The 24,123-nt window shown below is 70.7% G+C and carries 16 protein-coding genes; 5 read left to right on the top strand and 11 right to left on the bottom strand.

The window, feature by feature from the left end:
• Positions 1-73: 73 nt before the first annotated feature.
• From EDD29_RS21990 to EDD29_RS21965, 6 genes are all read right to left on the bottom strand, one after another.
• Complete coding sequence (locus EDD29_RS21990) at positions 74-784, bottom strand: hypothetical protein (RefSeq protein ID WP_123666227.1); 711 nt, start codon at positions 782-784, stop codon at positions 74-76.
• Positions 785-957: 173 nt separating this feature from the next.
• Positions 958-1,602: a response regulator gene (locus EDD29_RS21985; RefSeq protein WP_123670613.1), complete on the bottom strand. Its 645-nt coding sequence runs from the start codon at positions 1,600-1,602 to the stop codon at positions 958-960.
• Positions 1,603-1,671: 69 nt separating this feature from the next.
• Positions 1,672-2,910, bottom strand: coding sequence for a sensor histidine kinase (locus tag EDD29_RS21980; RefSeq protein ID WP_123666226.1), 1,239 nt, complete (start codon positions 2,908-2,910; stop codon positions 1,672-1,674).
• A 219-nt stretch (positions 2,911-3,129) separates the two neighbouring features.
• A complete protein-coding gene (locus EDD29_RS21975; protein WP_246052920.1) occupies positions 3,130-4,131 on the bottom strand; it encodes a fatty acid desaturase family protein in 1,002 nt (333 codons plus the stop codon).
• Positions 4,132-4,345: 214 nt separating this feature from the next.
• On the bottom strand, positions 4,346-5,092 hold the full coding sequence (locus EDD29_RS21970) for a hypothetical protein (RefSeq protein WP_123666225.1): 747 nt from the start codon (positions 5,090-5,092) through the stop codon (positions 4,346-4,348).
• 203 nt (positions 5,093-5,295) lie between these two features.
• Entirely contained in the window at positions 5,296-5,709 is a 414-nt protein-coding gene (locus EDD29_RS21965) for a PaaI family thioesterase (protein WP_123666224.1), read from the bottom strand.
• Between the two features lie 76 nt (positions 5,710-5,785).
• Here EDD29_RS21965 and EDD29_RS21960 point away from each other — a divergent pair, with 76 nt between their 5' ends.
• Complete coding sequence (locus EDD29_RS21960) at positions 5,786-6,214, top strand: MarR family winged helix-turn-helix transcriptional regulator (protein ID WP_123666223.1); 429 nt, start codon at positions 5,786-5,788, stop codon at positions 6,212-6,214.
• 318 nt (positions 6,215-6,532) lie between these two features.
• Here EDD29_RS21960 and EDD29_RS21955 read toward each other — a convergent pair whose 3' ends face one another.
• Complete coding sequence (locus EDD29_RS21955) at positions 6,533-7,099, bottom strand: CGNR zinc finger domain-containing protein (protein ID WP_123666222.1); 567 nt, start codon at positions 7,097-7,099, stop codon at positions 6,533-6,535.
• Between the two features lie 138 nt (positions 7,100-7,237).
• Here EDD29_RS21955 and EDD29_RS21950 point away from each other — a divergent pair, with 138 nt between their 5' ends.
• Positions 7,238-7,666 (top strand): hypothetical protein, encoded by a 429-nt coding sequence (locus EDD29_RS21950; protein ID WP_123666221.1) that lies wholly within the window; start codon positions 7,238-7,240, stop codon positions 7,664-7,666.
• A 174-nt stretch (positions 7,667-7,840) separates the two neighbouring features.
• On the opposite strand, the gene EDD29_RS21945 is transcribed toward EDD29_RS21950, so the two are convergent.
• The 3 genes from EDD29_RS21945 to EDD29_RS21935 form a co-directional block, all read right to left on the bottom strand.
• Positions 7,841-8,641, bottom strand: coding sequence for a hypothetical protein (locus EDD29_RS21945; protein ID WP_123666220.1), 801 nt, complete (start codon positions 8,639-8,641; stop codon positions 7,841-7,843).
• Between the two features lie 345 nt (positions 8,642-8,986).
• A complete protein-coding gene (locus tag EDD29_RS21940) occupies positions 8,987-9,592 on the bottom strand; it encodes a hypothetical protein (protein ID WP_123666219.1) in 606 nt (201 codons plus the stop codon).
• Between the two features lie 404 nt (positions 9,593-9,996).
• Positions 9,997-11,193: a glycoside hydrolase family 26 protein gene (locus EDD29_RS21935; protein ID WP_148086046.1), complete on the bottom strand. Its 1,197-nt coding sequence runs from the start codon at positions 11,191-11,193 to the stop codon at positions 9,997-9,999.
• A gap of 410 nt (positions 11,194-11,603) precedes the next feature.
• Between EDD29_RS21935 and EDD29_RS21930 the strand changes: the two genes are divergently transcribed.
• Positions 11,604-14,051: a lamin tail domain-containing protein gene (locus EDD29_RS21930; RefSeq protein WP_246052918.1), complete on the top strand. Its 2,448-nt coding sequence runs from the start codon at positions 11,604-11,606 to the stop codon at positions 14,049-14,051.
• Positions 14,052-14,151: 100 nt separating this feature from the next.
• On the opposite strand, the gene EDD29_RS21925 is transcribed toward EDD29_RS21930, so the two are convergent.
• Positions 14,152-14,937 carry a serine hydrolase domain-containing protein gene (locus EDD29_RS21925; protein ID WP_123666216.1) on the bottom strand — a complete coding sequence of 262 codons (786 nt, stop codon included), beginning with the start codon at positions 14,935-14,937 and terminating at the stop codon, positions 14,152-14,154.
• A gap of 799 nt (positions 14,938-15,736) precedes the next feature.
• Here EDD29_RS21925 and EDD29_RS21920 point away from each other — a divergent pair.
• Together EDD29_RS21920 and EDD29_RS21915 are read left to right on the top strand one after the other, a co-directional pair.
• Positions 15,737-23,686, top strand: a complete 7,950-nt coding sequence (locus EDD29_RS21920; protein ID WP_123666215.1) for an Ig-like domain-containing protein — start codon at positions 15,737-15,739, stop codon at positions 23,684-23,686.
• A complete protein-coding gene (locus EDD29_RS21915; protein ID WP_123666214.1) occupies positions 23,683-24,114 on the top strand; it encodes a hypothetical protein in 432 nt (143 codons plus the stop codon). The genes EDD29_RS21920 and EDD29_RS21915 overlap by 4 nt, the downstream gene beginning before the upstream one ends.
• Positions 24,115-24,123 lie beyond the last annotated feature (9 nt).

Genomic DNA, 24,123 nt, shown 5'->3' with positions numbered 1-24,123 from the left:
ACACCGTAACCGTGAGATCACGATAACCGAGGGGCTCGGGACCGGGGTCAGGGGCGCGGCGGAGCGCTTCGGATCAGAACTTGTTGCGGTTGATGTAGACGATGCGGGAGGTGACGTTCCAGATGCCGGTCCACTTGAACTCGTAGCGCGGGACGCCGACGGACAGGTTGTACTTGGGGACCACGCCCTTGGGGACCTTCTGCGTGTAGACGGTGTCGACGACGCGGAGGCCGCCGGCCTTCGCGGACGTGTAGCGGGCGTACTTCGAGGAGTAGCTGCTGCGCTTGACCGTGTACCCCTTGCAGATCCTGGGGCTGACCGTGGCGCTGAAGAAGCCGACCTGCACCGCGACGTCGAACGTCTGGCTGCAGGTGCGGTTGGACTTGTGGGTCGGCGTGGCGGCGTAGACGTTGCTCCTGGCCCCGACGTTGGACTTGATGTTCTGGAACATCCGGGCGCCGGCCTTGGGGTCGCCGTCGCTGAACCTCCACTTCGACACGATCGAGACGGCCCAGTAGTCGTACCTGCGGTCGCTGTCGGCGATCCGGTACTTGTAGTAGCAGATGACGACGGTGCCGCGGGGCCGGTACGTGTAGGCGGAGGCGGACGACGGGCCGCCGCCCCACCACTTGTAGGGCGAACTCTGCGAGGTGCAGTCGCTCTTGTTGACCTTCGCCGAGACGGTGAAGCTGGCGGCGGAGGCCGAGGTGGAGGTCGCGACGACGGCGGTGGCGGCGGCCGCCGTGACGAGGGCGAGCTTGGCCGGGCGGGACGAGAAACGCAAAGGGCACTCCGATCGGGGAGGACCGGAGCAGCTTCCGGTCATGTACGGATGAGGCCGACTCTTGCGTGGCGAAAACTACCATGATCACAGATTCGTGATCTAGATGAGGAACCTCCCGTACATCGGAGGTTCATCGATCGTTGGGCAACCTCAGGGCGGCCAGGGGCCTCGGGTCAGCCCGCGATGCCGTTCTCGTAGGCGAAGACGACGGCCTGGGTGCGGTCGCGCAGATTGAGCTTGGTGAGCACATGGCCGACGTGCGTCTTGATCGTCTGCTCGGCGAGGAACAGCTCACCGGCGATCTCGGCGTTGGACAGGCCGCGTGCGATGAGGCGGAGCACGTCGAGCTCGCGCGGGGTGAGGGCGTCCGCGGCGCCGGTCCTGGGCCGCTCGTGGCGGCGGCGTCGGGCGAAGTCCTGGATCAGGCGGCGGGTCACCGACGGGGCGAGCAGCGCGTCGCCGGACGCCACCACCTTGACGGCGTGGATCAGGTCGTGCGCCGGGGCGTCCTTCAACAGGAAGCCGGACGCGCCCGCGCCCAGGGCCTCGTACACGTACTCGTCGAGGTCGAACGTGGTGAGGATGAGGACGCGAGGCCCGGTCTCGGAGGCGATCTGGGCCGTGGCGGCCAGCCCGTCCATCCGGGGCATCCGAATGTCCATGACCACCACGTCGGGCGCCAGCTCACTCGCCAGCTCCACGGCCTCCTGCCCGTCCCCCGCCTGCGCGACGACGGCGATGCCGGGATCGGAGTCCAGCAGCGTCGCCAGCCCGTCCCTGATCATCACCTGATCGTCAGCGATCACCACCCGGATCATGTCGGCCATCATAGGCTCGGCGAAGTGGAGACCCGCCTTCGGACGAGGAAAGGGAGGAATCCCCGCCGTTCAGGGTGAGGGAGGGGAGTCGAGGGGAAGCCCCGCGGAGACCGACCAGCCTCCTTCCGGGCGGGGGCCGGTCTTCAGGGAGCCGCCGAGCATGGCGACGCGTTCGCGCATGCCCAGGAGGCCGTGTCCGCCGTTGCCGGGTTGGGGCTCTTCCTTCGCGCCGTCGTCGCGGATCTCCAGACGGAGTTCGTGGGGGAGGTAGTGGACCTCGACCTCGACCGAGGAGCCCGGGGCGTACCTCGCGGCGTTGCTCAGCGCCTCCTGCACGATCCGGTAGGCCGAGAGGTCGACGGCGTCGGGCAGCGTCCGGTGGGCTCCCCTGACCTCGAGGGAGACGCGCAGGCCCTCGTGCGCGTCGAGCAGTTCGGGGATCCGGTCCGCGCCGGGCTGCGGGGCCCGCTCGGCGGCCTCCGATCCCGCGCGCAGCAGGCCGACCATCCGCCGGGTCTCGGTGAGCGCGCTGCGCGCCTCGTCCCGCAGCAGCGCGAACGTCTCGCGGGCGGGCTCGGGCAGGTCGTGGATCTTGTACGGGGCGGCCTCGGCCTGGAGCGCGATGACCGACATGTGGTGGGCGACGACGTCGTGCAGTTCCCGCGCGATCCGGGAGCGCTCCTCCAGGACCGCGTTGAGCGCCTGATCGCGGCGGTGCCGCTCGGCCTCGAGCGCCAGCCGCATCTCGGCGAGGTACCGGCCGCCGACCGCGTCGCCGAACACCAGCGCGAGCAGGACGAGCCCGATCAGGATCAGCCCGAACCACGACTCGAGCCTGCCGACCCACAGCGGGACCGCGACGATCACGAAGACGGTGACCAGCCCCGCGCCCAGTGGCTTGGGCCGGTCCGAGCTGGCGCCCACCGCGAACAGCACCCCGACGAGTGCCAGCAGCGACGTCACCGGCCAGGGCATGAACGTGTCGCCACCGCCCGCCACCGTGCCGCACAGCAGCCCCATCATGACGACCCGCCATGCGGGCACCGGCCAGCGCGGCGCGACCAGCAGCGGCAGGCACTGGAGTATGCCGAGCGGCCAGGCGAGGTCGGCCGAGACGCCGTGCAGGCCCGCGTACAGGGCGATCGACCCGCCGGTCAGCCCGATCGAGAGGGGCAGGACGGCGAGGATGATGGCGAGCCGGGCCCGCGGCTGGTCGGGCCAGCAGATGGAACGGTCGGGTCCGGACGGGGCGCGCAGCACGGCGATCACCGCGTTCAGGGGGCGGCCCAACACATGGTGCACGCTCATGGCCAAGAGGGTAGTGAGGGCGGAGGCTCCCTGTCGTGCCCCTTCGGGGAGAGCCGTCCTTCGGGTCCGAGGTATGACGTGGGCTCTGGCGGAGGCCATGAACCGCCTTCCGGAGATGTGCGGCGACGAGCCCGGTGCCCGGCCGTGACGCGGACCCGCCCCACGGCGCGCCGCGCCGTGAGGTGGGAGTTCGGGACGGGCGAGTCCCGGGACGTCAGGTCAGGCGACCGAGTCCAGGTGGCGGAGGGCGATCGCGTAGGACGTGATCAGAGAGGTCTCGGCGTAGGGGAGGCCGAGGGACTCGCAGTGGGCCCGGACGAGGGGCTGGGCCTTGCGCAGGGCGGGGCGGGGCAGGGCGGGGAACAGGTGGTGCTCGATCTGGTAGTTGAGGCCGCCGAGCATCCAGTCGGTGACGACCCCGCCGTGGATGTTGCGGGACGTGAGGACCTGCTTGCGCAGGTGGTCCCAGTCGTCGTCCGGTCCGGGCATCGGCATGCCCTTGTGGTTGGGCGCGAACGCGGCGCCCAGGTGCAGGCCGAACAGCCCCTGGTGGATCGCGATGAAGGCGAGGGCGACGGGCACGGGCAGCAGCAGGAACGCGGCGCCGAAGTACAGGAGGTGGTGCACGGCCAGGAGAAGCGCCTCGGTGCGGCGCTCGGCGGCGGGCCGCTGCCGCAGCGTCTGGACGCTGGACACCTGGAGGGCGATCCCTTCCAGCGTCGTGAGCGGGAAGAACAGCGCGGCCTGGTTGCGGGTCAGCCAGCCGATGACGCCGCTGGTCCGGCCGACGGCGTCTTCCTTGGTGAAGACGAGGGCGCCCGACTCGATGTCGGGGTCCTTGCCGATGTGGTTGGGGTGGGCGTGGTGGGCGTTGTGCTTGTGGTTCCACCAGCCGTGGCTGAGGCCGAGCATGAAGTTGCCGAGGAACAGGCCGAGCCGCCGGTTGCCGCGGGCCGTGGCGGCGATCTGCTTGTGGCCCGCGTCGTGCCCGAGGAAACCCATCCTGGCCGACAGCAGTGCGGCGGGTACCGCGAGCGGGAGCGCCCACCAGCCTCCGACGACCCCGGCGGCGGCCCAGACGGCGACGGTCGCCAGCGTGGTGAAGGCGATCGAGCGGGCGTAGTAGCCGGTGCGGCGTTCCATGAGCCCGCTCTCCCGGACCTGGCGGGCCAGCGGGGTGAAGTCGCTGCCGCTCCGCGGTGCTGCGAGGGTGTCGGTCAAGGTCTCTCCCGGGTCGTCGGTGCGTGCTCCCGACGTTAGGGACCGCGCCTCCGGTCCCGGATCACCCGCCCGAGCCACCCCCTTCCTGGCTCCCAGGTCTCTATCGCCGACCCACCCCACCCTGTAAGGACCACTTCGGCGGACGCGGGCGGAGGCGTTCCTCGCGCGGGGCGGCCCCCGGCGTCGCAGGACGCCGGGGGCCGCTCGGGGCGGGTCAGGAGGACAGGGCGGTGGCGGCGAGGGTGTTGGTGATGTTGCCGAAGGCGTAGTTCTTGGCCTGGAGGGCGGCGTCGATCGAGACCGCGTTGCTCCCGCTGGGGCTCGGCAGGCCGAGGAAGGAGTTGACGAGGGCGCTGAGGATCCCGCCCAGGCCGCAGCCGGTGGAGGCCGGGACGTTGAAGGTCTTCTCGGCGATCGTCGCGGAGACGTACGGGGTGCCGTTGCTCTGCTGCAGCTTGAGGCCGGACACCGTCGGCGTCAGGTTGATCGGGTCGCTGTCGCTGCCGAGGTAGCAGGAGCCGCCCAGCAGCGGGCCGGTGACGTGGATCTTGATGGGGATGGTCTTGGGGACGAGCCCGTCGACGACCAGCGGCCCGGCCTGCTGGATCTGGACCGAGAAGGCGCCGATGCCGGGGATGTCACCGCCGGGTGTGGACGAGCCGCTGCCGCCGCTGCCGGTCGCGGTGGCGATCTTCCCGTTGTGGATGCCGACGGCGGCGTTGAGCCGGATCGGGCCGCCGATGCTGATGTTGAGCCTGCTGCCGAGCTTGAACGAGCCGTTGGTCAGGACGACCGACACGCACTGCCAGAGCGCTTTCGTCGCGCCGGACGGCAGCGTCGGGCAGTTGGCGAAGTCGGCGGGACCGGGGGTGAACGTCGCGGCTTGGGCGCCGCCGGAGAAGGCGAGCACACAGGCCGCGGTGGCCGCTGTGAGAGAGGAGGCCTTACGAAGGCGTCTCATGGGCTGCTCCATGGGGGGTGGGAACGCCCGCGCCGTGAACCGGCGTGAGCCGCGTCAGCGTAGGGCGGCACGGAGCACGGCGGCTATGTCCGGCAGGCACATCCGAACCGGGGCGGAATCGCGCTCAAGTGACAGAGTTCTGCCCTGGTTCGTTCTGCCCTGGTTCCGCCAGGGCGGCCTGAGCGCCGGGACAGGTGACCCGCTCAGGCGAGAGACAGGACCGCGATGTCACCCTGGGCGACGGCGCACAGCACGGACGCGCCCCGCTCGTCGACGGTGAAGATCTCGCAGCGGCTGACGACCCGGCCCCGGCCCGCGCGCACGACCCTGCCCTCGGCGCGCAGTACCCCCGCGACGGCCGGGCGCAGGTAGTCGATGGTGAATCCCGAGGTGAGGACGTTGCCGCCGACGGAGGCCCCCGCGGCGAAGGTCAGCGCGTTGTCGGCCAGGTAGCCGAGCAGCCCTCCGTGGACGTAGCCGTTCTGCTGGCGCAGGTCGTCGCGGATGTCGAGTTCCAGCACCGCCTCGCCGTCGCCGAACGCGACGATCCGGGTGCCGACGAGCTTGCTGAAAGGCTGCGCGGCGAGCACTTCCTCGGCGAACGCCATCGGGTCCATGAGCCTGCCCTCCCTCTCACTTCACTAGTGAACTGAGGATAGGCGCCCCGGCCCGCCGTCTGTCAAGATTCCTGGCATGCCCGCATCGGACGACCGCCTGTACTTCCTGCTCCAGCGCGCCGCCCACCGGCTGCGCATCGACGCCGACCGGCTCTGCAAGGACGCCGCGGGGATCACCACCGCTCAGCTCGGGGCGCTGTTCGCGGTGCGGGACGATCCGGGCGTCACCCAGCAGGGCCTCGCCCGGGTCCTCGGCCTGCGCGAGTCCGCCGTCACCGCCCTCGTCGGCCGGCTCGACGCCGCGGGCCTGATCGCCCGCCGCCCGCATCCGGCCGAGCACAGAGCCGTCTCCCTGCACCTGACGACCCACGGCGCCGCCGCCCTGGAATCCGCACGTCCGGCGATCGACGGCTTCAACGCCGCCCTGCGCGCCCGGCTCGGCGACGCGGACTTCCTGCGCACCGCCGCCGCCCTGGCCCTCCTCGCCGAGGAGGACCCCGCGTGAACGGGCCGCGGGGGCGTCAGCCGTAGGCCGGATGCCCGGGGGCGAGGGACGGAGCGCGGCGAGGCCGAGGGGCGCGGCGGCGCTCCTGTCGGGTTCGGCGGCCGCGGGGGCGAGCAGGAAACCGACGCGGTCCCCGCGGCCGAAGCGGGCGATGATGCGCCGACGCCTTCCAAGGCGCCTTCTGGTGCGCGATCGCCGTCACCATCGCCGCTACGGTGCCCGCCCTCGCCCTCCCGGCGAAGAGGCCGACGAGCCGGGGCTCGGCCGAACGGTCCGTCGGGAGGGCCGAAGGCGCGCCTTCCGCGCCGTGAGCCGGGCTCAGGACGAGGTGGGGTCGTTGGCGGGGGCGGTGCCGTGGCGGGCGCGGAAGGCGGCGGCCTTGACGCGGTTGCCGCAGGTGCGCATGGCGCACCACTCGCGGCGGCGGCCCCGGGAGCGGTCGAGGTAGACCTGGGTGCACTCGGGGCGGCCGCACTCGCGCAGCAGCTGCGCCTCGTCGCCGCCGACGATCGCGACGGCCTCGCGGGCGAGGCTCGCCAGGCCCTGCGCGGCCGTGCCGGTGCGCAGCACCCCCGCGCCGCCGAGCGCGAGCCCGACGGGCAGGCACGCGGCCTGGTCGTTGACGACGGAGACCGCGGCGGACGGCAGTTGAACGCCGTCGATCCGGGCGGTGACGAGCGTGTAGATCGCCTCGCGCAGTTCCCGGGCGGAGGCGAGGTCCACCGCGTCCGCGCCCGAGGGCGCGGCGAGCAGGCCGGACTCGGTGAACCAGGCGTCGAGCAGCTCCGGCGTGCCGAGCTTCTCGGCGGGCGCGGCCCTGCGGCGCGCGCGCAGGGTGCCGGCGAAGTCGAGCGGAAGGGTCCCGCACGGGAAGGCGTGGTGCACGTAACCAGTCTGAGTGGTGATGCGGGCGAACGCAAGCCAAGTAACCGTCTTGACGGGTTACTGATCCGCCCGCTACCGTCGTAACCACTTGAACCGGTTACTTCCGATCCGGCCGGTTCACCTGAAAGGAGCCCGACCATGACCGTCGTCCGCCTCGACCTCACCTCCGCCCTCAGCGTCACCGAGCTCATGAACGTGCTGACCGACTTCGGCCCGGACCGCCCCGCGGCCTGGTCCACCATCGATGAAGCGCACTTCGAGGTGCACGGGCTCGGCGACACCTGGGCCGAGGTGACGGAAGGGACCGCGGCCGCCTGGGAGCGCGCCCGCTACGAGTGGGACACCGCACGCGGCCGGGTCGAGATCACCACGCACGACTCGAAGGTCTTCGGTCCCGGCGGCGGCTGGGTCTTCCAGCTCACCCCCGGTGCGGACGGCACCCGCGTCGACGTCGAACTGACCCGCGAGCCCCAGGGCTTCAAGCGCCGCGCGCTCGCCGCCCTCCTCCCCCTGGTCGCCCCGGCGTCCCTGCGCAAGTCGCTCGCCGGCCCCCTGCACGCCCGGTGACCCGACCGTCGCGGCGGCCCCGGTCCGCGGTGCGAACACCCCCGGACGCGTCCCCGTCGGCCTGCGCGATCGACCGCGCCCCGACGGGGAAGGAAGAGCGTTCCGCGCAGGTGCTCGTGATTCCCCGCGGCCGGGACCGACGCACCGGCCGGAACGGCAACCGTGCGGCTCGGGTCAGGGGGCGGGGGGCGCGGTGAGGCGGCCGGTGAAGAAGGCGGCGAGTGTCGTGTCGTCGCCGGGGTTCTGGGTGCTTCCCTTCAGGAGGGCGAGGGCGCCCTTGGCGAGGGTGTCGGCGAGGGCGTCGAGGTCGTGGCCGAATTCGGCGGGCCGGGCGAGGTAGCGCAGGGCGAGTCCTTCCTCGATCGCCGTCATGAGGGTGGCGAAGGTGCGGAGGGGGATCTCGGGCCGCAGCTCCAGGCCCATCGCGGCGATGACGCTGGCGTAGGCGCCGCTCCACCAGGTGGTGGCCGCCTCGTAGAAGCGGGCCAGCGACTCGTCGAACGCCTTCGGGACGGGGTGGCTCACGCAGATGAGGAGCTTGATGCGCAGGATCGGGGTGCCGAACACGGTGTCGAGGTCGGCGCGGGCGATCCGGAAGGCGGCGTCGCCGAAGTCCGGGACGGCCTCCACGACTCCGGGGGCCTCCTGCGACAGCTGCTGCTCGACCGCGTAGTGGGAGGGGTGCAGGGCCCAGGCGAACAGGTCGGCGTAGAAGTCCGGCATGCACTTCCAGCGGTACTCCATCACCGCCCGGGTCACCCGCCGGTCGCCCACCCGCTCGCGGTAGCGCTCCATGACGCTGTCCTGGCTGGGCCAGACCACGGCCAGCGGCATCTCCTGCGACTGCGGGCGGTCCTGGAACGCGGCGGTCACCGCCTCCAGCCCGGCCTCCAGCAGGAGGCGGGTCTTGTCGTCCGGAAGCGACGGACGGGGTTGGAGATGGCGCAGCGCGGAAAGCGGGTCGTCTTCGTCCATCGGACGATCATCACGTGCCGCACGGGCAACAAGCAAGATCGCTTGTTGCCGGGCGGTCCGGTGCTTCGCCAGAATCTTGCGGGACGGCGGGGGCGTCGTCGGTCCGCACACGGTGCTCGGGTGCCGGGTCCGCTCGGAGGCGGTGTCCCGGTGGGGGGCGGCGTCGGCCGGGATGCCCGCGAGGGCCCCGCCGGCGTGCCGGAGCCGTGCGCGGACATGAGGGTCCGACCACGGCGGCATCCGGCCGCCGTGGTCGCGCCCCCCGCCTGTGATCCCACCGCTGAGGGCCGCACGACCGTGAAGGTCGCGCGGCCCGGTGTTCGGTGGGGGATCGGTCTCCGCGGATCAGACCGCTGTGATCTGCGGGTGGCCGCCGGAGCCGTTCGAGACGATGAACGTGCCGGTCAGGTTCGCGACGTCGTTCTTCTTCACGAGCCCGAGGCAGCCCGCGGTCACACTGGTGACCGTCACGCCGGTCGCGCCGGTGGTGGTGAGCGCGCCGGTGGCGTTGGTGTAGCTGCCGTTGAGCGAGCCGCCGCCGGCCGTGAGCTTGCACAGACCGCCGAGGGCGGACGCGTTGACGGTGATGCCGGTGATGCTGCCCGGGGTGACCCCGCTGACGGTCGGGCCGGTGACGTTGATGGCGCTGCTGGCGACGTTCACCGTCAGGGTGAAGCTGATGCCGGCGCCGGTGCAGCTGCTCAGCGACAGGGAGCTGAGCGTGCCGACCGGGGTGTTGCTGCCGTTCGGCACGCTGCCCGTGCCGCTTCCGGAGGTGCAGGCGGCGGTGATGCCGGCGGTGACGTCCTGGAAGTTGATGTTGCCGGAGTTGACGGCGGTGACCGAGCCGCCGCCCGTGACCGACCACGACAGGGCGAGGGCGGGCGAGCTGAGGACGAGGGCGAGGGCGCCCGCGCCGGCGACGGTGGCCGCCGCAGCGATTCTGCGCATGGTGGAGTGACCTTTCACAGGGGGTGGGCGATGCGCGATCCATGACCGAGTGGTAATGGGTCGCCCAGCGCTGTAATCAGGTACTTACCGCGAGCGTAGATTTGAAATTAGGGGAGAACAAGGGCCGGGGCGGAAACCGGCCAGGCCTAAGTGAGGTCTTGTCAACAAATAGGTAAGGTGCGTGCTGATCTTTATCGCGCAAATAACGATCAGCGTCCCCGGGATTTTGATCACTCGCGTATTCTGATCACCCGAATCGGGGATTCCCTCGTCCGTCGTCCATGGGACGGGGTGCGGCGCCCCACCCGGAGTGTTTCGGGTGGGACGCCAGGTCCGGGCGTGCCGAATGCTCGCGCGGGGCCGTGTGCGCACGGCTCGAACTGTTCGTTCTCAGGGGATTTCTGCTACTTCACCTTGCGGGGGTCATAGCCGTAGGTGCCCTGCTTGATCCAGTACTTGAACGCCTTGAGGGACGCCTTGCTGGCCTCGATCCGGAAGTCGGTCTCGGTCGGCTTGTTGTAGTTGAACCACAGGAAGCCGATGACGTCCCGGCGGGCGGAGACGGCCTTCAGGAAGTTCTTGACGTCCCGCGCGCGGTACTTGCTCGGCTCCATGCCCATTTCGGGAATGAAGATCGGCTTCTTGGTGATCTTCTTGATCTCCTTGAGGGTCTTGACGAAGATGTCATTCCAGGAGGCGTACCATCCCTTCTTCGGATAGTAGTAGCCCACCGTGCCGGCCCAGTCGACATAGGCGTTGCCGGGGTAGAACTGCTTGAGCCGCACCTGCGGGCGCGCGCCGATCTGGTTGGTCTGCCACACCCAGATCGCGTTGGTGGCGCCGACCTGCTTGAAGATGTTGTGCATCCGCTTCCACGCGGCGCGGAACTGCGCCGGAGTGGTGCCGACCTGGCAGGCGTTCGACTCCGGCTTGGAGGTCGGCCCGCAGTGGCCCCACGGGTACCAGTCGCCGTTCATCTCGTGAAAGGGGCTGAACACGATCGGCACGTTCGCGGTCTTGACGCTCTGGGCCAGCGCGCGGATGTAGCCGTCCTCCTGACCCGCCGCGACCGAGGCGACGGTGGCGACCGCGGGATCGTGCGCCTCGAGCTCCAGTTGCGGGAAGGCGCCCGCGTTCCAGATCCTGCGCGCCCAGTTCGGGTCGACCGGGGCGCCCCAGCCGAAGAAGCTCTTGATCATGTTCGGCTTCATGCCGACCTTCTTGGCGAGCGCGTTGCGGTCCGCGATCTGGTTGCGCGCCTGGTCGGTGAAGACGCCGAAGATGTCACGCTTCGGATAGATGTACTTGGTGACCTTGACGACGCCGGGCGCGTTGTAGCGCTTGAAGTTCTTCGGCGCCGGGTTGTTGAAGACCTTTTTGGCCTTGCGGCCGGCGGCCTCGACGTCGACCGGGTCGACGCCGAGGGCGGCCTCCGGGTCGTCCGCCACGGGGTCGGCGCTCGAACCGCCGGCGGCGGCGGGGGCGGGCTCCTCGGCGTTGGCGTCACGGCCGCTGGCGTCGAGGTCCACGGTGTAGGTGGGCTTGTCCTGGGGGGCCGCCGTATCCGCGGCGGGCGAGGCGCAACCGGCTGCGAACACCACGGGAAGCGCGAGGGCAAGGAATGGTCGGAGAGTCGGCATGGCGATGCTGCTCCGGGGGTCGGTGATATGGACGGGCCCGGGGCCCGATGGGCGTTTTGATCCTTGCACAGCCCGCCCCGCCCTGCTGTGATCTTGATGAAATTTCCCCCATCGCCGTATTCCGGCGGTCGACGGCGCCGGGTCCGAGTCCCGCGACCACGGGCGTCCGGTCCGGCGTCCGCGCCGGGTCGCTTCGGGTGCCGGAGGCGGCGAAGGAGTATCCGGAGAAAGGCGGAAAGGGGGATTCCCGAATTCGGAAGAGGGAATACCTCGTTTCCTCAGTGAACATTTTGATAACACCACTGTGCAAAGTGGTCATACGTAGCATCATGCGCTGAGGGGACTTTTCACCGATCGAGGAGTGAGCTTCTGTGGCAACATCCCGGGTACGGCGCCTGATCACGGCGTCGAGCCTGCCGCTGGCGATGACGGCGGCACTCGCCGCGCTGCCGGGCGCCGCCGGCGCGCTGTCGACCGATGTGGTCATCTCCGCCGTGTACGGCGGGGGCGGCAACTCCGGCGCGGTCTTCAAGAACGACTACATCGAACTGGCGAACCTCACGGGCAGCCCGATCGACGTGTCCGGGTGGAGCGTCCAGTACGCCTCCGCCGCGGGCGCGGTGTTCCAGATGACCACGCTGACGGGCAGCATTCCGGCGAACGGCCGTTACCTCGTCCAGCAGGCCGCGGGGGCCGGAGGCACCGCAGCGCTGCCGACGCCCGACGCCTCGGGGAACATTCCCATGTCGGGGACCTCGGGCGTCGTCGCGCTGGTGACGACGCAGATCCCGCTGGTGGGCTGCGGCATCAGCTGCGCGGTCGCACCGAACGTCAAGGACCTGGTCGGCTACGGTGCGACCGCGAACGTCGAGACGCTCGCCGCGCCGGGTCTGACCAACACGACGGCCGCCGCCCGGAGCGGCACGCTCGCCGACACCGACAACAACTCGGTGGACTTCACCTCCGGGGTGCCCAAGGCCACGAACTCCGCGGGCGTCACCGTCTCGGCCGACGACCCGGGCGGTCCCGTCGACCCGACCCCCGGCTCCGTCCGCATCCACGACCTCCAGGGCGCCGGGCGGATCTCCCCGATCGTCGGACAGGCCGTGACGAACGTCCCGGGCATCGTCACGGCGGTCCGGGCGACGGGCAACTCGCGCGGCTTCTGGTTCCAGGACCCGTCCGCCGACGCCGACCCGCTCACCAGCGAGGGCGTGTTCGTCTTCACCGGCTCGACCTCGCCGACGGTCGTCGCCGGCGACTCGGTGCTGGTGACCGGCCGGGTCACCGAGTACCGGCCGACGGCCGGGGCGCAGAGTCTCACCGAGCTCGGCGGCGCCATCGCCGTCACCAGGCTCAGCTCCGGGAACGCGCTGCCCGCGCCCGTTCCGGTCGCGTTCCCGGACGCCTACACCAAGAGCGGCGCGCTGGAGGCGCAGCCGGTCGAGCCGTCGTCCTACGTGCTGGACTGGCTGGAGGTCCACGAGGGCATGCGGGTCACGCTCGCCCAGGACACCCGCCTGGTCAGCCCGGTCGACACCGAGTACGACGAGCTGTGGATCACCCTCAAGCCCGGACAGAACCCGTCGCCGCGCGGCGGCACCGTCTACAAGTCCTACGCCGACCCGAACAGCGGCCGGCTCATGATCGTCGACCTGAGCGGTGACGCGCCGGCCGCGAACGTCGGCTCGACGCTCGCCGCGGGCACGACCGGCCCGGTCGACTACCAGTCGTTCGGCGGCTACGTCGTGCAGGCCACCGAAGTGGGCGCGATCACCGAGGGCGGCCTCAAGCGGCAGAAGGTGACGAAGGCCAAGAGCCTCCTCGACCTGTCGATCGCGACCTACAACGTCGAGAACCTCGACGCCGCCGACCCGGACGCCAAGTTCACCCGCCTCGCCGGAGCCGTCGTCAAGAACCTCGGCTCGCCCGAGATCGTCGCCCTCGAGGAGATCCAGGACGACAACGGCCCGGTCAATGACGGCACGGTCACCGACGACCAGACCCTCACGAAGTTCACCGCGGCGATCAAGGCCGCGGGCGGCCCCGCGTACTCGTTCCGCTCCATCGACCCGAACGACGGCACGGACGGTGGCGAGCCCGGCGGCAACATCCGCCAGGCGTTCCTGTACAACGCCGCGAAGGTCCAGTTCGTGGACCGTCCCGGCGGGAACGCCGACACGGCCGTCACCGTCGTCAAGAAGTGGCCGTTCCTCGACCAGGTGGCGCTGTCGGTCTCGCCCGGCCGGATCGACCCGGCGAGCACCGCGTGGAACGCCAGCCGCAAGCCCCTCGTCGGGGAGTTCAGCTACCTCGGCCAGCCGCTGTTCGTGGTCGCCAACCACTTCAACTCCAAGGGCGGCGACTACCCGCTGTCCGCGGCGGTCCAGCCTCCCGTCCGGAGCTCGGAGACGCAGCGGCTCGAGCAGGCCGCGGAGGTCCGCGACTTCGTCAAGGAGCTCTCGGACAAGAGCAAGGGCAAGGCCAAGGTCGTGGTGCTGGGCGACCTGAACGACTACCCGTTCAGCCCCGTCCTCCAGACCGTCACCGGCGACGGCGCGCTGCTCAAGTCCCTGGTCGACACCCTGCCCGCCGATCAGCGCTACAACTACGTCTACGACGGCAACTCCCAGACCCTGGACCACGTCCTCCTCAGCCCGTCCATCAAGGGCTACGCCTACGGCATCGTCCATCTCAACGCCGAGTTCGCCGACCAGGCCAGCGACCACGACCCGCAGCTCCTCCGCCTCCTGGCGGGCTGCGACCTCCTGCCCTGGCTCCCGAACTGCAACCCCGGCACTCTCGTCACCGACGAGTGACCGCCTGACCGCCTGACCGCCTCGACCCGAGCGCCCGCCCTTCGAAGAAGGCCGGGCGCTCCGCCTTTCCCGGCCCGCCGCTCCGAGTCCGCGGCCTGTGCTAGGTGATCGCGCCGTAGGCGGCCAGGAGGCTCAGCGCTCTGGCGTGGCCCTCGTCCCAGAACACCTGGTTCATCACGTAGGACACGGTCATGCGATGGTCGAGGTCGACGAGGACCAGCGAACCGCCCCAGCCGCCCCAGGAACAGGTGCGGCCCTCGAGCCGGTAGCCCATGCCCCAGGTGATCGGTGTGCCGAGGACTCGGTCCTGCCCGTGGAACTGCGCCTCGAAGGCGCGCTCGCAGCCGGCGGCCGAGAGCAGGCGTACGCCGCCGACGGCGCCTCCGCACGCGAGCACCGACTGCACGGCGCCGGCGGAGCGGGCGTTGCCGAACCCGCCGACGGCGGGTAGCCCGGCGCGTCTCCAGGCGGAGGTGTTCGCGTCCGACACCCCGATCGGGAAACCCTCCGGCCGGTCCCCCTCGGGTGCGGCGAGCAGCGGGGCGACTCGGTGGTCGTGCTCGGGCGCGAGCCCGATGTGGAAGTCGGCGTCCAGCGGCCCGGCCACCTCCTCGGCGAAGAACCGTCCCAGGGTGCGTCCGGTGACCCGCCTGACGACCTCGCCCATCACGACACCGAAGGTGAGCGAGTGACAGCCGGCCCCGGTGCCCGGCTCCCACCGAGGAGCCTGCGCCGCCGCCAGGTCCGTGGTGCGCCGCCCGTCGTAGAGGTCCGCGGCCGTGACCGGCTCGTCCCAGGCCGGCAGCCCGGCGGTGTGCCCGAGAACGTGCCCTGAATCTCCGCCACCGGCGCAACGTACCCGGGCCCGCGCGGCTGAGCCACGCATTTTCGCCGTCCGGGAACCGCCACCGCCCGTGCGGCCCGAATGCCCGTGGGCCCGGGACGGGAGCCGTTCGCTTGATCACCGCTGCGGGCGTCGTCGGCCTTAAGGCGAACGATCTTGGCGCTCGGCCGGGAGCGGGTGGCGGAGAATTCCGCGCCCGGGCGCGGGCGCCGGTTTCGGGGCCGCGCGCGGCACTGACCTGCGCGGTCGGGTTCGACGGCGGGGCACCCAGGGAATTGCCGCAGTTCATCGCATGCGCCTTTGCCGGGCCATGTGAATGGCGGATGGTGGCAGATATATCGGTTCTCGCGAGAAACATTCGGGATTCGCAGAATTCTCTGTCAGAGTGTTCGAAAACGCGTAGTCAGGATGGTATCGGCAGGGTCCGCCGGAGTTTTTTCGATCACTTTCGGGTGGTCGGGTGGGGTGTGCGAGTGTTGCCGTTCCCTGCTTTACAAACCGAGACTTGCTGTCAACTCGTCGTGCTCGGTGCTGGAACGGGTGCTACGGGCACTCAATGCTGACTCTGGGTGCTGGTCGTGTGTGCTGATCGTGGTATTCGATTGCAGTTCGATAACGGGTCATTGTTTCCGTGATGTGTCGGGTGATTGCCGCGGTGATCGTGATCAGCGCTTTCTCGCCTGCGTTGGCCCAACGTTCACCGTCGCGGCGTGAGAAGTGGTGATTGCCCGATTCGAGGGCGGCATGTCAAGGTTCACCAGAATTCCTGGTTGGGACCGCCTGAGGTATTCCACGAGTCGGCCCGAATGGTGCCGCCTCGCCGAGCTGAGGATGAACCGACATGCGTCTGCGACGCCTCCTTGCCGTTCTCGTCTCGACGTTGCTGCTGGTCGTGGTGGGGATCCCCACCCAGTTCTCGGCGGCCTGGGCCGACGGACCGGTGCTCACCGTCGGAGGGTCCCCGCTCGCCGGGACCACCGTCACCTCGCCGTTCACGGTGACCGTGACGGATCCCGGGACCGTCGACGGCGCGGTCAAGTTCCTGCTGGACAACGTGTACCTGGGCCAGGACACGACGGCCCCGTACACCTGGTCCGTCACCGCGGCCGCCGGCGCCCACACGCTGAAGGCGCGCTGGGACAACGCCGCGGGCGCGCGCCAAGAACTCGAGGCCGCGTTCACCGTCGGGACCGGAGGGGGTGTCGATCCCACCCCCACCCCGACCCCCACCACGACGACCCCGCCCCCCGGCGCCACCCCGCAGGTGCAGGTCGGCGGCGCGAACCTCCAGGGCGCCACGGTGGCCCCGGGCACGTTCACCGCGACCCTCGTCGACGCCACGGTGGACGACGAGGTCAAGTTCCTGCTGGACAACGTGTACCTGGGCCAGGACACGACGGCCCCGTACACCTGGTCCGTCACCGCGGCCGCCGGCGCCCACACGCTGAAGGTCAAGTGGGACTCAGGGGGAGCGGCCCAGCAGATCGAGGCCGGATTCACCGCCGGAGACCCGGGCACCCCGACCCCGACCCCGACGCCCACCGCGGGGCCGAAGCTCTTCGCCGGGGGCGCCGACCTGAACGGCGCGACGGTCTCCTCGCCGGTCGCCGTGTCGGTCGTCGACCCGGGCACGGTGAGCGCCGCCGGCGTGACGTTCCTCCTCGACGACTCCTACATCGGCAAGGACACCACCGCGCCCTACGAGTGGACGGTCGTGGCCGCGGTCGGGGCCCGCAAGGTGAAGGCCAAGTGGCTCAACGGCGACGGCACCGAGGTGTCGGTCATCGCCAACTTCACGGTGGGCAGCGCCGCGAACCCGGCGCTGACGGCCGACGGCGCCCCGCTCGACGGCGCGACGAAGCCGCAGCCGTTCACCGCGGTCCTCACCGCCCCGGGCACCGTCGCGACCGCGGGCGTCACCTGGCTCATCGACAACTCCTACGTGGGCGTGGACGCCACCGCGCCCTACGAGTGGGCGGTCTCCCTCGCCAACGGCACCCACAAGATCAAGGCCCGCTGGACGAACGGGACGGCCTCCACCGTCGAGCTCGTCGCGAACTTCTACGTCGGCGAGCCCGGCACCGAGCCGGACCCTGACCCCGGCGGCGGCACCGGCGGTGAGCCGAACCCCGGCGGCACGGTCGAGCCGCCCGTCAACGTGGTGGAGCCCGGACCCGCGCTGACGAACCTCTGGGCCACCGAGGACAACCGGCGCAACCCCGTCCAGGGCCTGTACGACTGGTCCGACGCGGGTGTGGGCGGCGGCACCGTCCTCGCCGACGACGACCAGTACCTGCGCGCCGAGCCCGAGTGCCGGATCACCGCAGCGGAACTCGCCACGGACTACGACGTCGTCCCGAACGACGGCGGCGACGACACGACGGGCCTGCAGGGAGCCATCGACGACATCAAGGAGGACTGCTCGCCGACCGGCGAGTACACCAAGATGTCGATCATCCGGCTTCCCGCCGGAACCCTGAACGTCACCCGCCAGATCTCCGTAGACGCCGACTACCTGCGCATCCGCGGTCAGGGCCGCGACGAGGGCGGCACCCGGATCGTGTTCCGGCCCGACGCGAACACCCGCTACGACGCGATCGTCCCCAACGGCTCCCGCTGGGACCTGGAGAACATGGACGACCCCGAGGGCGACGGGCAGGGCGGCTGGATCTGGCCGGGCCGCGGCCTGTTCCGGGTGCAGTCCCGTGAGGTCCACGAGGACTACCTGGAGGAGTACGAGGCGGCCCCGGCCAACCGCAAGGACCTGTACGAGGGCACGGTCAACGTGCACTGGAAGTCCGGCGTGAAGGTCGGGCAGAAGGGCGCCGACACCGGCTACGCCGCGCGCAAGGGCGACACCACCGTCAAGGTCGCCACGACCGGCCCCGTCGACTTCGCCGAGCACTTCCGGATCGGCGGCATGGTCAACGTCCGGGTCGCCAACTCCAAGAAGTTCTACGAGGAGATGGAGACCCAGCCGACGGACTGGCCGATGGACAACCTCCACATGCGCCAGCAGATCTTCGTGGTGGTCGCCGGCGACCCCGACAACGGCGTGATCACGCTGGACCGGCCGCTGGAGTACGACGTCCCGATCGACTCGACCTCCGACGGCTCCACCGCGATCAGCAACAAGGTCAACTTCTCGAAGATCGCGCCGCTGGTCGACGCGGTGAACTGGGTCGGGTTCGAGAACTTCTCCTTCACCCAGGACATGCCGAACCTGAACAAGGCGGACGCGGCCTACAACTACGGCAACATGGCGCCGGAGTCGGCGATGCACGGCATCGTCTTCAAGTGGGCGTCGAACTCCTGGGTCAAGGGCATCCGGGCGGAGATGACGGGCTCGCACCCGATCGTCACCGAGGAGGCCGCCCACCTGTCGATCGTCGACAACGAGATGGACGGCTCCTGGAACAAGGGCAAGGGCGGCAACGGCTACTTCCGCGGCTCCCGCGTCTGGAGCTCCCTGTACGCCGGCAACACGACCCGCAACCTCCGCCACTTCACGTTCCAGTGGTCGGCCTCGGGGAACGTCGCCATCGGCAACAGCTTCGACTCCGACCTCAACCTGCACGGCGGCTACGAGCGCAACAACCTGTTCGAACTGAACGAGGTGTCGATCCCCTACGCCCACCGGTCGAACAACTGCCGGTCGAACTGCGGCGGCGAGGGCGGCGCGGCGGCAGACGACTCAGAGTGGTATCCGATCTGGTGGGCGGCGGGCAAGAAGGCCGTCAAGTGGTCGGGCTCGTCCGGCGAGAACAACGTCTTCTTCAACAACCACACGCTCAAGCAGGCCGGCGGCAACACGAGCGAGTTCGAGCCCTACTACGCCGAACGTGACAGGATCTACCAGTTCGGCACCGACGCCGACGGCGAGGGCTTCCAGCACCTCGAGCGCAACGGCGCCCCGATCGCGGACTGGGCGCACAACGAGACCTACGACTACACCGGCGGCGAGGGCGTCCTCGCGAACAAGACCTTCGCCGGACGGTCCCTGTTCCTGGAGTCCGTGACGCTCGACGGTTACGGCGGGCCCCACCCGCAGACCCTCAAGCAGTCACTCGGCTGCGTCTGCTGGGACGGGTCCGGGGTCCAGAACGCCGCCCTGGCGGCGGACCCGGTGAACACCGCGACCGGTTCGCTCATGGAGAACTTCGAGGACCTCTCCGTCGACGGCCCGGGCCGGAACCTGGACTGGCACCGCACCTACAACAGCCTCGACGACACCGACGGCCCCCTCTCGCAGGGATGGACGTTCAACTACAACTCGAGTCTCACCCCGCGGACGATCACGCCCGAGGACGGCTCACCGCCTTACGACGTGCTCGTCTTCCGCAACGGCTCGGGCGGCGAGGTCGCCTTCCGGCAGAACGCCGAGGGTGACTACGAGCCCGTCGACCCGGCGGTCACCGCCGTCCTGGCCGCGGTCCAAGGCGGCGGATGGCGGCTGGAGAACCTCCAAGGCGACGTCCTGGAGTACGGCGCGTCAGGGCAGCTCGTCCGTGACGAGGACGCCCAGGGCGACGGTGTCACGCTCGCCTACGCCGGAGGCCGCCTCAGTACCCTCACCGACGACCTCGGTCAGACCCTCACCCTGACCTGGGGCACCGGCGGCGCCGCCCTGAACAAGATCGTCGAGGTGGCGGCGGGCGACGGGCGCTCGATCTCCTTCGTCTACAACACCGTCGCCGGAGGCGCCCGCCTGACCTCCAGCACCGACGTGCGCGGCCAGACCACGACCTACTCCTACGACGCCGCCACGGGCTTCGTCAACAAGATCACCGACCCGCTCGGCAACGAGTCGGCCCGGACCGTCTACGACCCGGTCACCAAGCGCGCGACCGAGCAGCTGGACGCGACCGGCGCCAAGACCCTGTTCGCCTACGACCCCCTGGCCCAGACGACGACGGTGACGTTCCCCGACGGCACCAAGCGCAGGGACGTCTACCAGGGCAACGTCCTCGTCACCCAGGTAGGCGAGGACGGCCGTGCCACCGACGCCTACTACGGCCAGAACAACGAGGTCATCGCGAGCAACACCGCGGACCAGGGCCTGACCCGCTCGACCTACGACGACCGCGGCAACCTCCTGGAGCGGACGCTGCCCGCGGCTCCGGGCGAGACCGCCCCGTCGGAGAAGTGGACCTACGACGGCGCCAACCGGGTCACCGGCCACACCGACGCCCTCGGCAACACGACCGCCTACGACTACGACGGCCAGGGCAGGCTCGTCGAGACGACCGAACCGGGCGGCGCGACGACGACCCTCACCTACAACGCGCTCGGACAGGTCGCCACCACCACGGACCCGCTCGACCGCACGACCTCCTTCGAGTACAACGCGCTCGGCGACGTCGTCCGGGAGACGAGCCCCGAGGGCAACGTCACCACCTGGACCTACGACGCCGCGCACAACAGGCTCACCGAGACCGGCCCGCTCGGCAACGTCCAGGGCGCCGACCCCGCCGACCACACCACCACGTGGACCTATGACGCGGCGGGCAACGTCCTCACCGAGACCGACGCCCTCGGCGACACCACGACGAGCCTCTACGACGACGGCGGGCGCCTGGTGAAGAAGACCGCGCCCGACGGCGCGGAGACCTCCTACACCTACGACGAGAACGGTGACCTCCTCACCGAGACCGACCCGCTCGGCCGCGTCGTCACCCATGCCTACGACGCCGCCGGACGGGAGACCGGGGTCACCGCGCCCGACGGCGGCAGGACCACCTACACCTACGACGCCGCGGGCAGGGTCGAGACCGTCACCGGGCCCGTCGGCAACGCCACCGGGGCCTCCGCCGAGACCCGGCGGCTCGACACGGTGACCCTCGTCTACGACGCGGCGGGCCGGGTCGCCCAGACGCTGCGCCCCGACCCGGCGGCCCCGGCAGGGAACCTGGTCACCACCACCGAGTTCGACTTCAACGGCAGACCCGTCAAGACGACGGGTCCCGACGGCACGGAGACCACCACCACCTGGGACGCCGCGGGCAACCAGCTGTCTTCGGTCTCCCCGGCGAGCCGGACCACCGCTACCTACGACGCCGCGGGCCGCACGCTGACGACCGAGACCGACGGAGTCGAGGTCGCCTCCGTCTACGACGCGGCGGGCCAGCTGGTCAGCACCGAGACCGGCGAGGGCGCGGTCACCACGATGGCCTACGACCTCGACGGGCGGCTGACCTTCACCGTCGACCCGCTCGGCAACGTCTCCGGCGGCGACCCCGACGACCACCGCACCACCTACTCCTACGACCGCGCGGGACGGGAGACGAAGCAGACCGACCCGCTCGGCCAGGAGATCTCGACCACCTACGACGCGGTGGGCAGGACCGTCACCTCGACGGACCCGGCCGGAGGGGTCACCGCCTTCGAGTACGACGAGTCGGGGAACCTCACCAAGGTGACGACGCCCGCGGGAGCCGTCACGTCCTACACGTACGACCTGGCCGGGCAGCTGGTGAGCCTGACGAACCCCAAGGGCGGCGTCAAGGAGTTCACCTACACCGACGGCGGGCAGATCGAGAGCGAGTCCACCCCCGGCGACCGGACCACCGGCTACGCCTACGACGACGCGGGGCGCCTCCTGACGATCGATCTTCCGGACGGAGAGGTCGGCTACACCTACGACGCGCTCGGCCGGACGACCGCCGTCGACTACGACGACGACAGCGGCGACCTCGCCTACCGCTACGACCGCTCGGGCCGTCCGGTGGAGGTCACCAGGACGACCCAGGCGGGCGCGCAGAACGCGCTGTTCACCTACGACGCGGGCGGCCGGGTCACCGGCGTCACCCGCGGCGCCGACCAGTACGCCTACACGTGGGACGACGACGGCAGGCTCGCCCAGCGGACCCTCCCCGGCGGCCAGACCCAGACCTACACCTACGACGACGAGGGCTCGGTCGCCTCCACGACGCTCGGCGAGGGTCCCCGCGTCGACTACACCTACGACGCCGGCGGCCAGCTCACCACGGTCGCCCGCGCCGACGGGCCCGTCACCGAGCGGACCTTCGACGCGGTGGGTCAGCTGACCGGCCTGCGGCACAAGGCGGGCGGCACGACGCTCGTCGAGCAGGAGCTCGACTGGAACTCGCTCGGGCTGCCGGGCGAGGTCACCACCGAGCGCGGCCAGACCGCGACGACCACGTCGTACACCTACGACGCCGACGGGCGGCTCACCCGAGCCTGCGAGGCCGCCGCAGCGGCGTGCGGGACCTCGTCGCCCTACGCCGCCTACGAGTACGACCCGAACGGCAACCGCACCAAGTCCACCGAGTTCGACGGGACCCAGACCAAGACGGTCTTCACGTCCTACGACACCGACGACCGGCCGGTGCAGGACTCCGCGACGCAGGGCGGGCCCGCCGCGGCCAGCTACGTCTACGACGACAACGGCAACCTCCAGGAGCACCAGACGGCGGCCGGCACCCGGGTCTACGACTACGGCCTCGACGGGAACCTGCGCACCGCGACGCTCGAGGACGGCAGGATCGTCGGCTACGCCTACGACGAGGGAGGCAACCGCACCGCCCGCACCGTCAACGGCGCCGTCGACGCCACCTGGAAGTGGGACACCTACCGCGATCTTCCGATGCGGATCTCCGAGTCCGACGGGACCGGCGCGGAGGTCCACCGGTGGTGGGACGACCCGGTGAGCACCCTCGGTACCGCGCTCGCCGACACCGGCGCGGGCGCCGACCCCACCTGGCTGCTCGGCGACTTCCAGGGCACCGTCACCGACACCGCCGACGAGACCGCGCTGACCGGCACGGGCGTCTTCGGCCCCTACGGCGAGGAGAAGTCCCTCACCGGCGCCTACCCCGCCGGCAACCCGCTGCGATTCCACGGCCAGTACCGCGACTCGCTCACCGGCCTGTACGACCTGAGGGCCCGCGACTACGACGCGGTCACCGGTGCGTTCACCGGCCCGGACCCGGCGATGGCCGAGCAGAGCGGCCCGTTCGTCCAGGCCTACGCCTACGCGCTCAACCGGCCCACGGCCCTCACCGACCCGTCCGGGCGCAACCCGCTGCTCATCGCGGCGATCCTCCTCGGCCGGGCCGCGGGGCCGCTGCTGCTGCGGTGGGCGGTGCGCGTGGGCGGGCGGGTCCTCATGCGGGCGCTGATCAAGTACTACGGCCGCAAGGCGGTCAACGAGGCGCTGCGGATCATCCGGGAGGAGAGCCGGAACCCCACGGTCGCGGGCCCGAAGCCGGGACCGAACCCCGGCCCGGTCACCGACCCGGGCTCCATCGTCGCCGGGGCGGGGGGCGCCTCCGCCGCCGCGCAGGCCGCGTACCGGGCGCTGCTCAGGAAGATCCGGCGCGATTTCAAACGCCAGGACTGCCCGGACGACAGCGTGTGGGACCAGTCCGCCAAGGACCGGGGCTTCGACATCGAGGACGACCTCGGCGGCAACCTGCCGAACAACTACCCCGTCATCGACAAGTGGGACGCCAAGTCCGGCACGGCCACCAGCATCAAGAGCATCGACACCAGCAGGAAGACCTACCGGAACCTGCGCAACTTCAAGCGGGTCATCGAGAAGTACCTGAACACCGTGCGCAGGTTCCCGCGCAACGGCTACCGGGAGGACTACGGCGGCGTCACCATCCGCGCCGACCAGGTCAAGCGCCGGGTCCTTGCGCTCGCGCTGCCCAAGAAGTGCCGGACCGACTCCACCACCGCGGGCCACCGCAGGGTCGTCGGGGAGTCCTACGCCTACGGCCTCAAGCTCGACCCCAAGGTCAACATGAATGTGTACTACATCCCATGAGAGAGATCGAGATCATCCGCCGCCCCGACGGATACGTGCTCATTCCGCACGGCACGTCGGAGGAGGGGACCATCTACGCGGTGCCGCCGGCTACCAGGCTGGCGGGCGGCGCCGGTGCGAGGGAGGTCGGTGAAGCGGTGCTCGCGGTGCTCGAGGCCGCGGTCGGCGGCCTCCCGGAGCCGGGCCGGTGGGGCGCCGACGCGGCGCTCGCGGGGACGGGCTTCGCCTCTTGGGCGGAGCTGGCCCGGGACGCGCGCAAGGCGATCGTGTGCGAGGAGGAGAACGGATTCGTCCTGCTGGCGATGAAGAGCCTCGGCCGGGGCGCCTGGACCTCCCTGGACTCGGTGCCCCCGCTGGAGGTGCCCGCCACCACCGATCCCGAACGGATCGGCCGCGGCGTCCTCGACGTCCTCGACCTGGCCCGCTGAGCCCAAGGA

The organism is Actinocorallia herbida, from assembly GCF_003751225.1.
Taxonomy (GTDB): Bacteria; Actinomycetota; Actinomycetes; order Streptosporangiales; family Streptosporangiaceae; genus Actinocorallia; species Actinocorallia herbida.
Note: the sequence above shows the minus strand (reverse complement) of the source record. Positions and strands in the feature narration are given on the sequence as shown.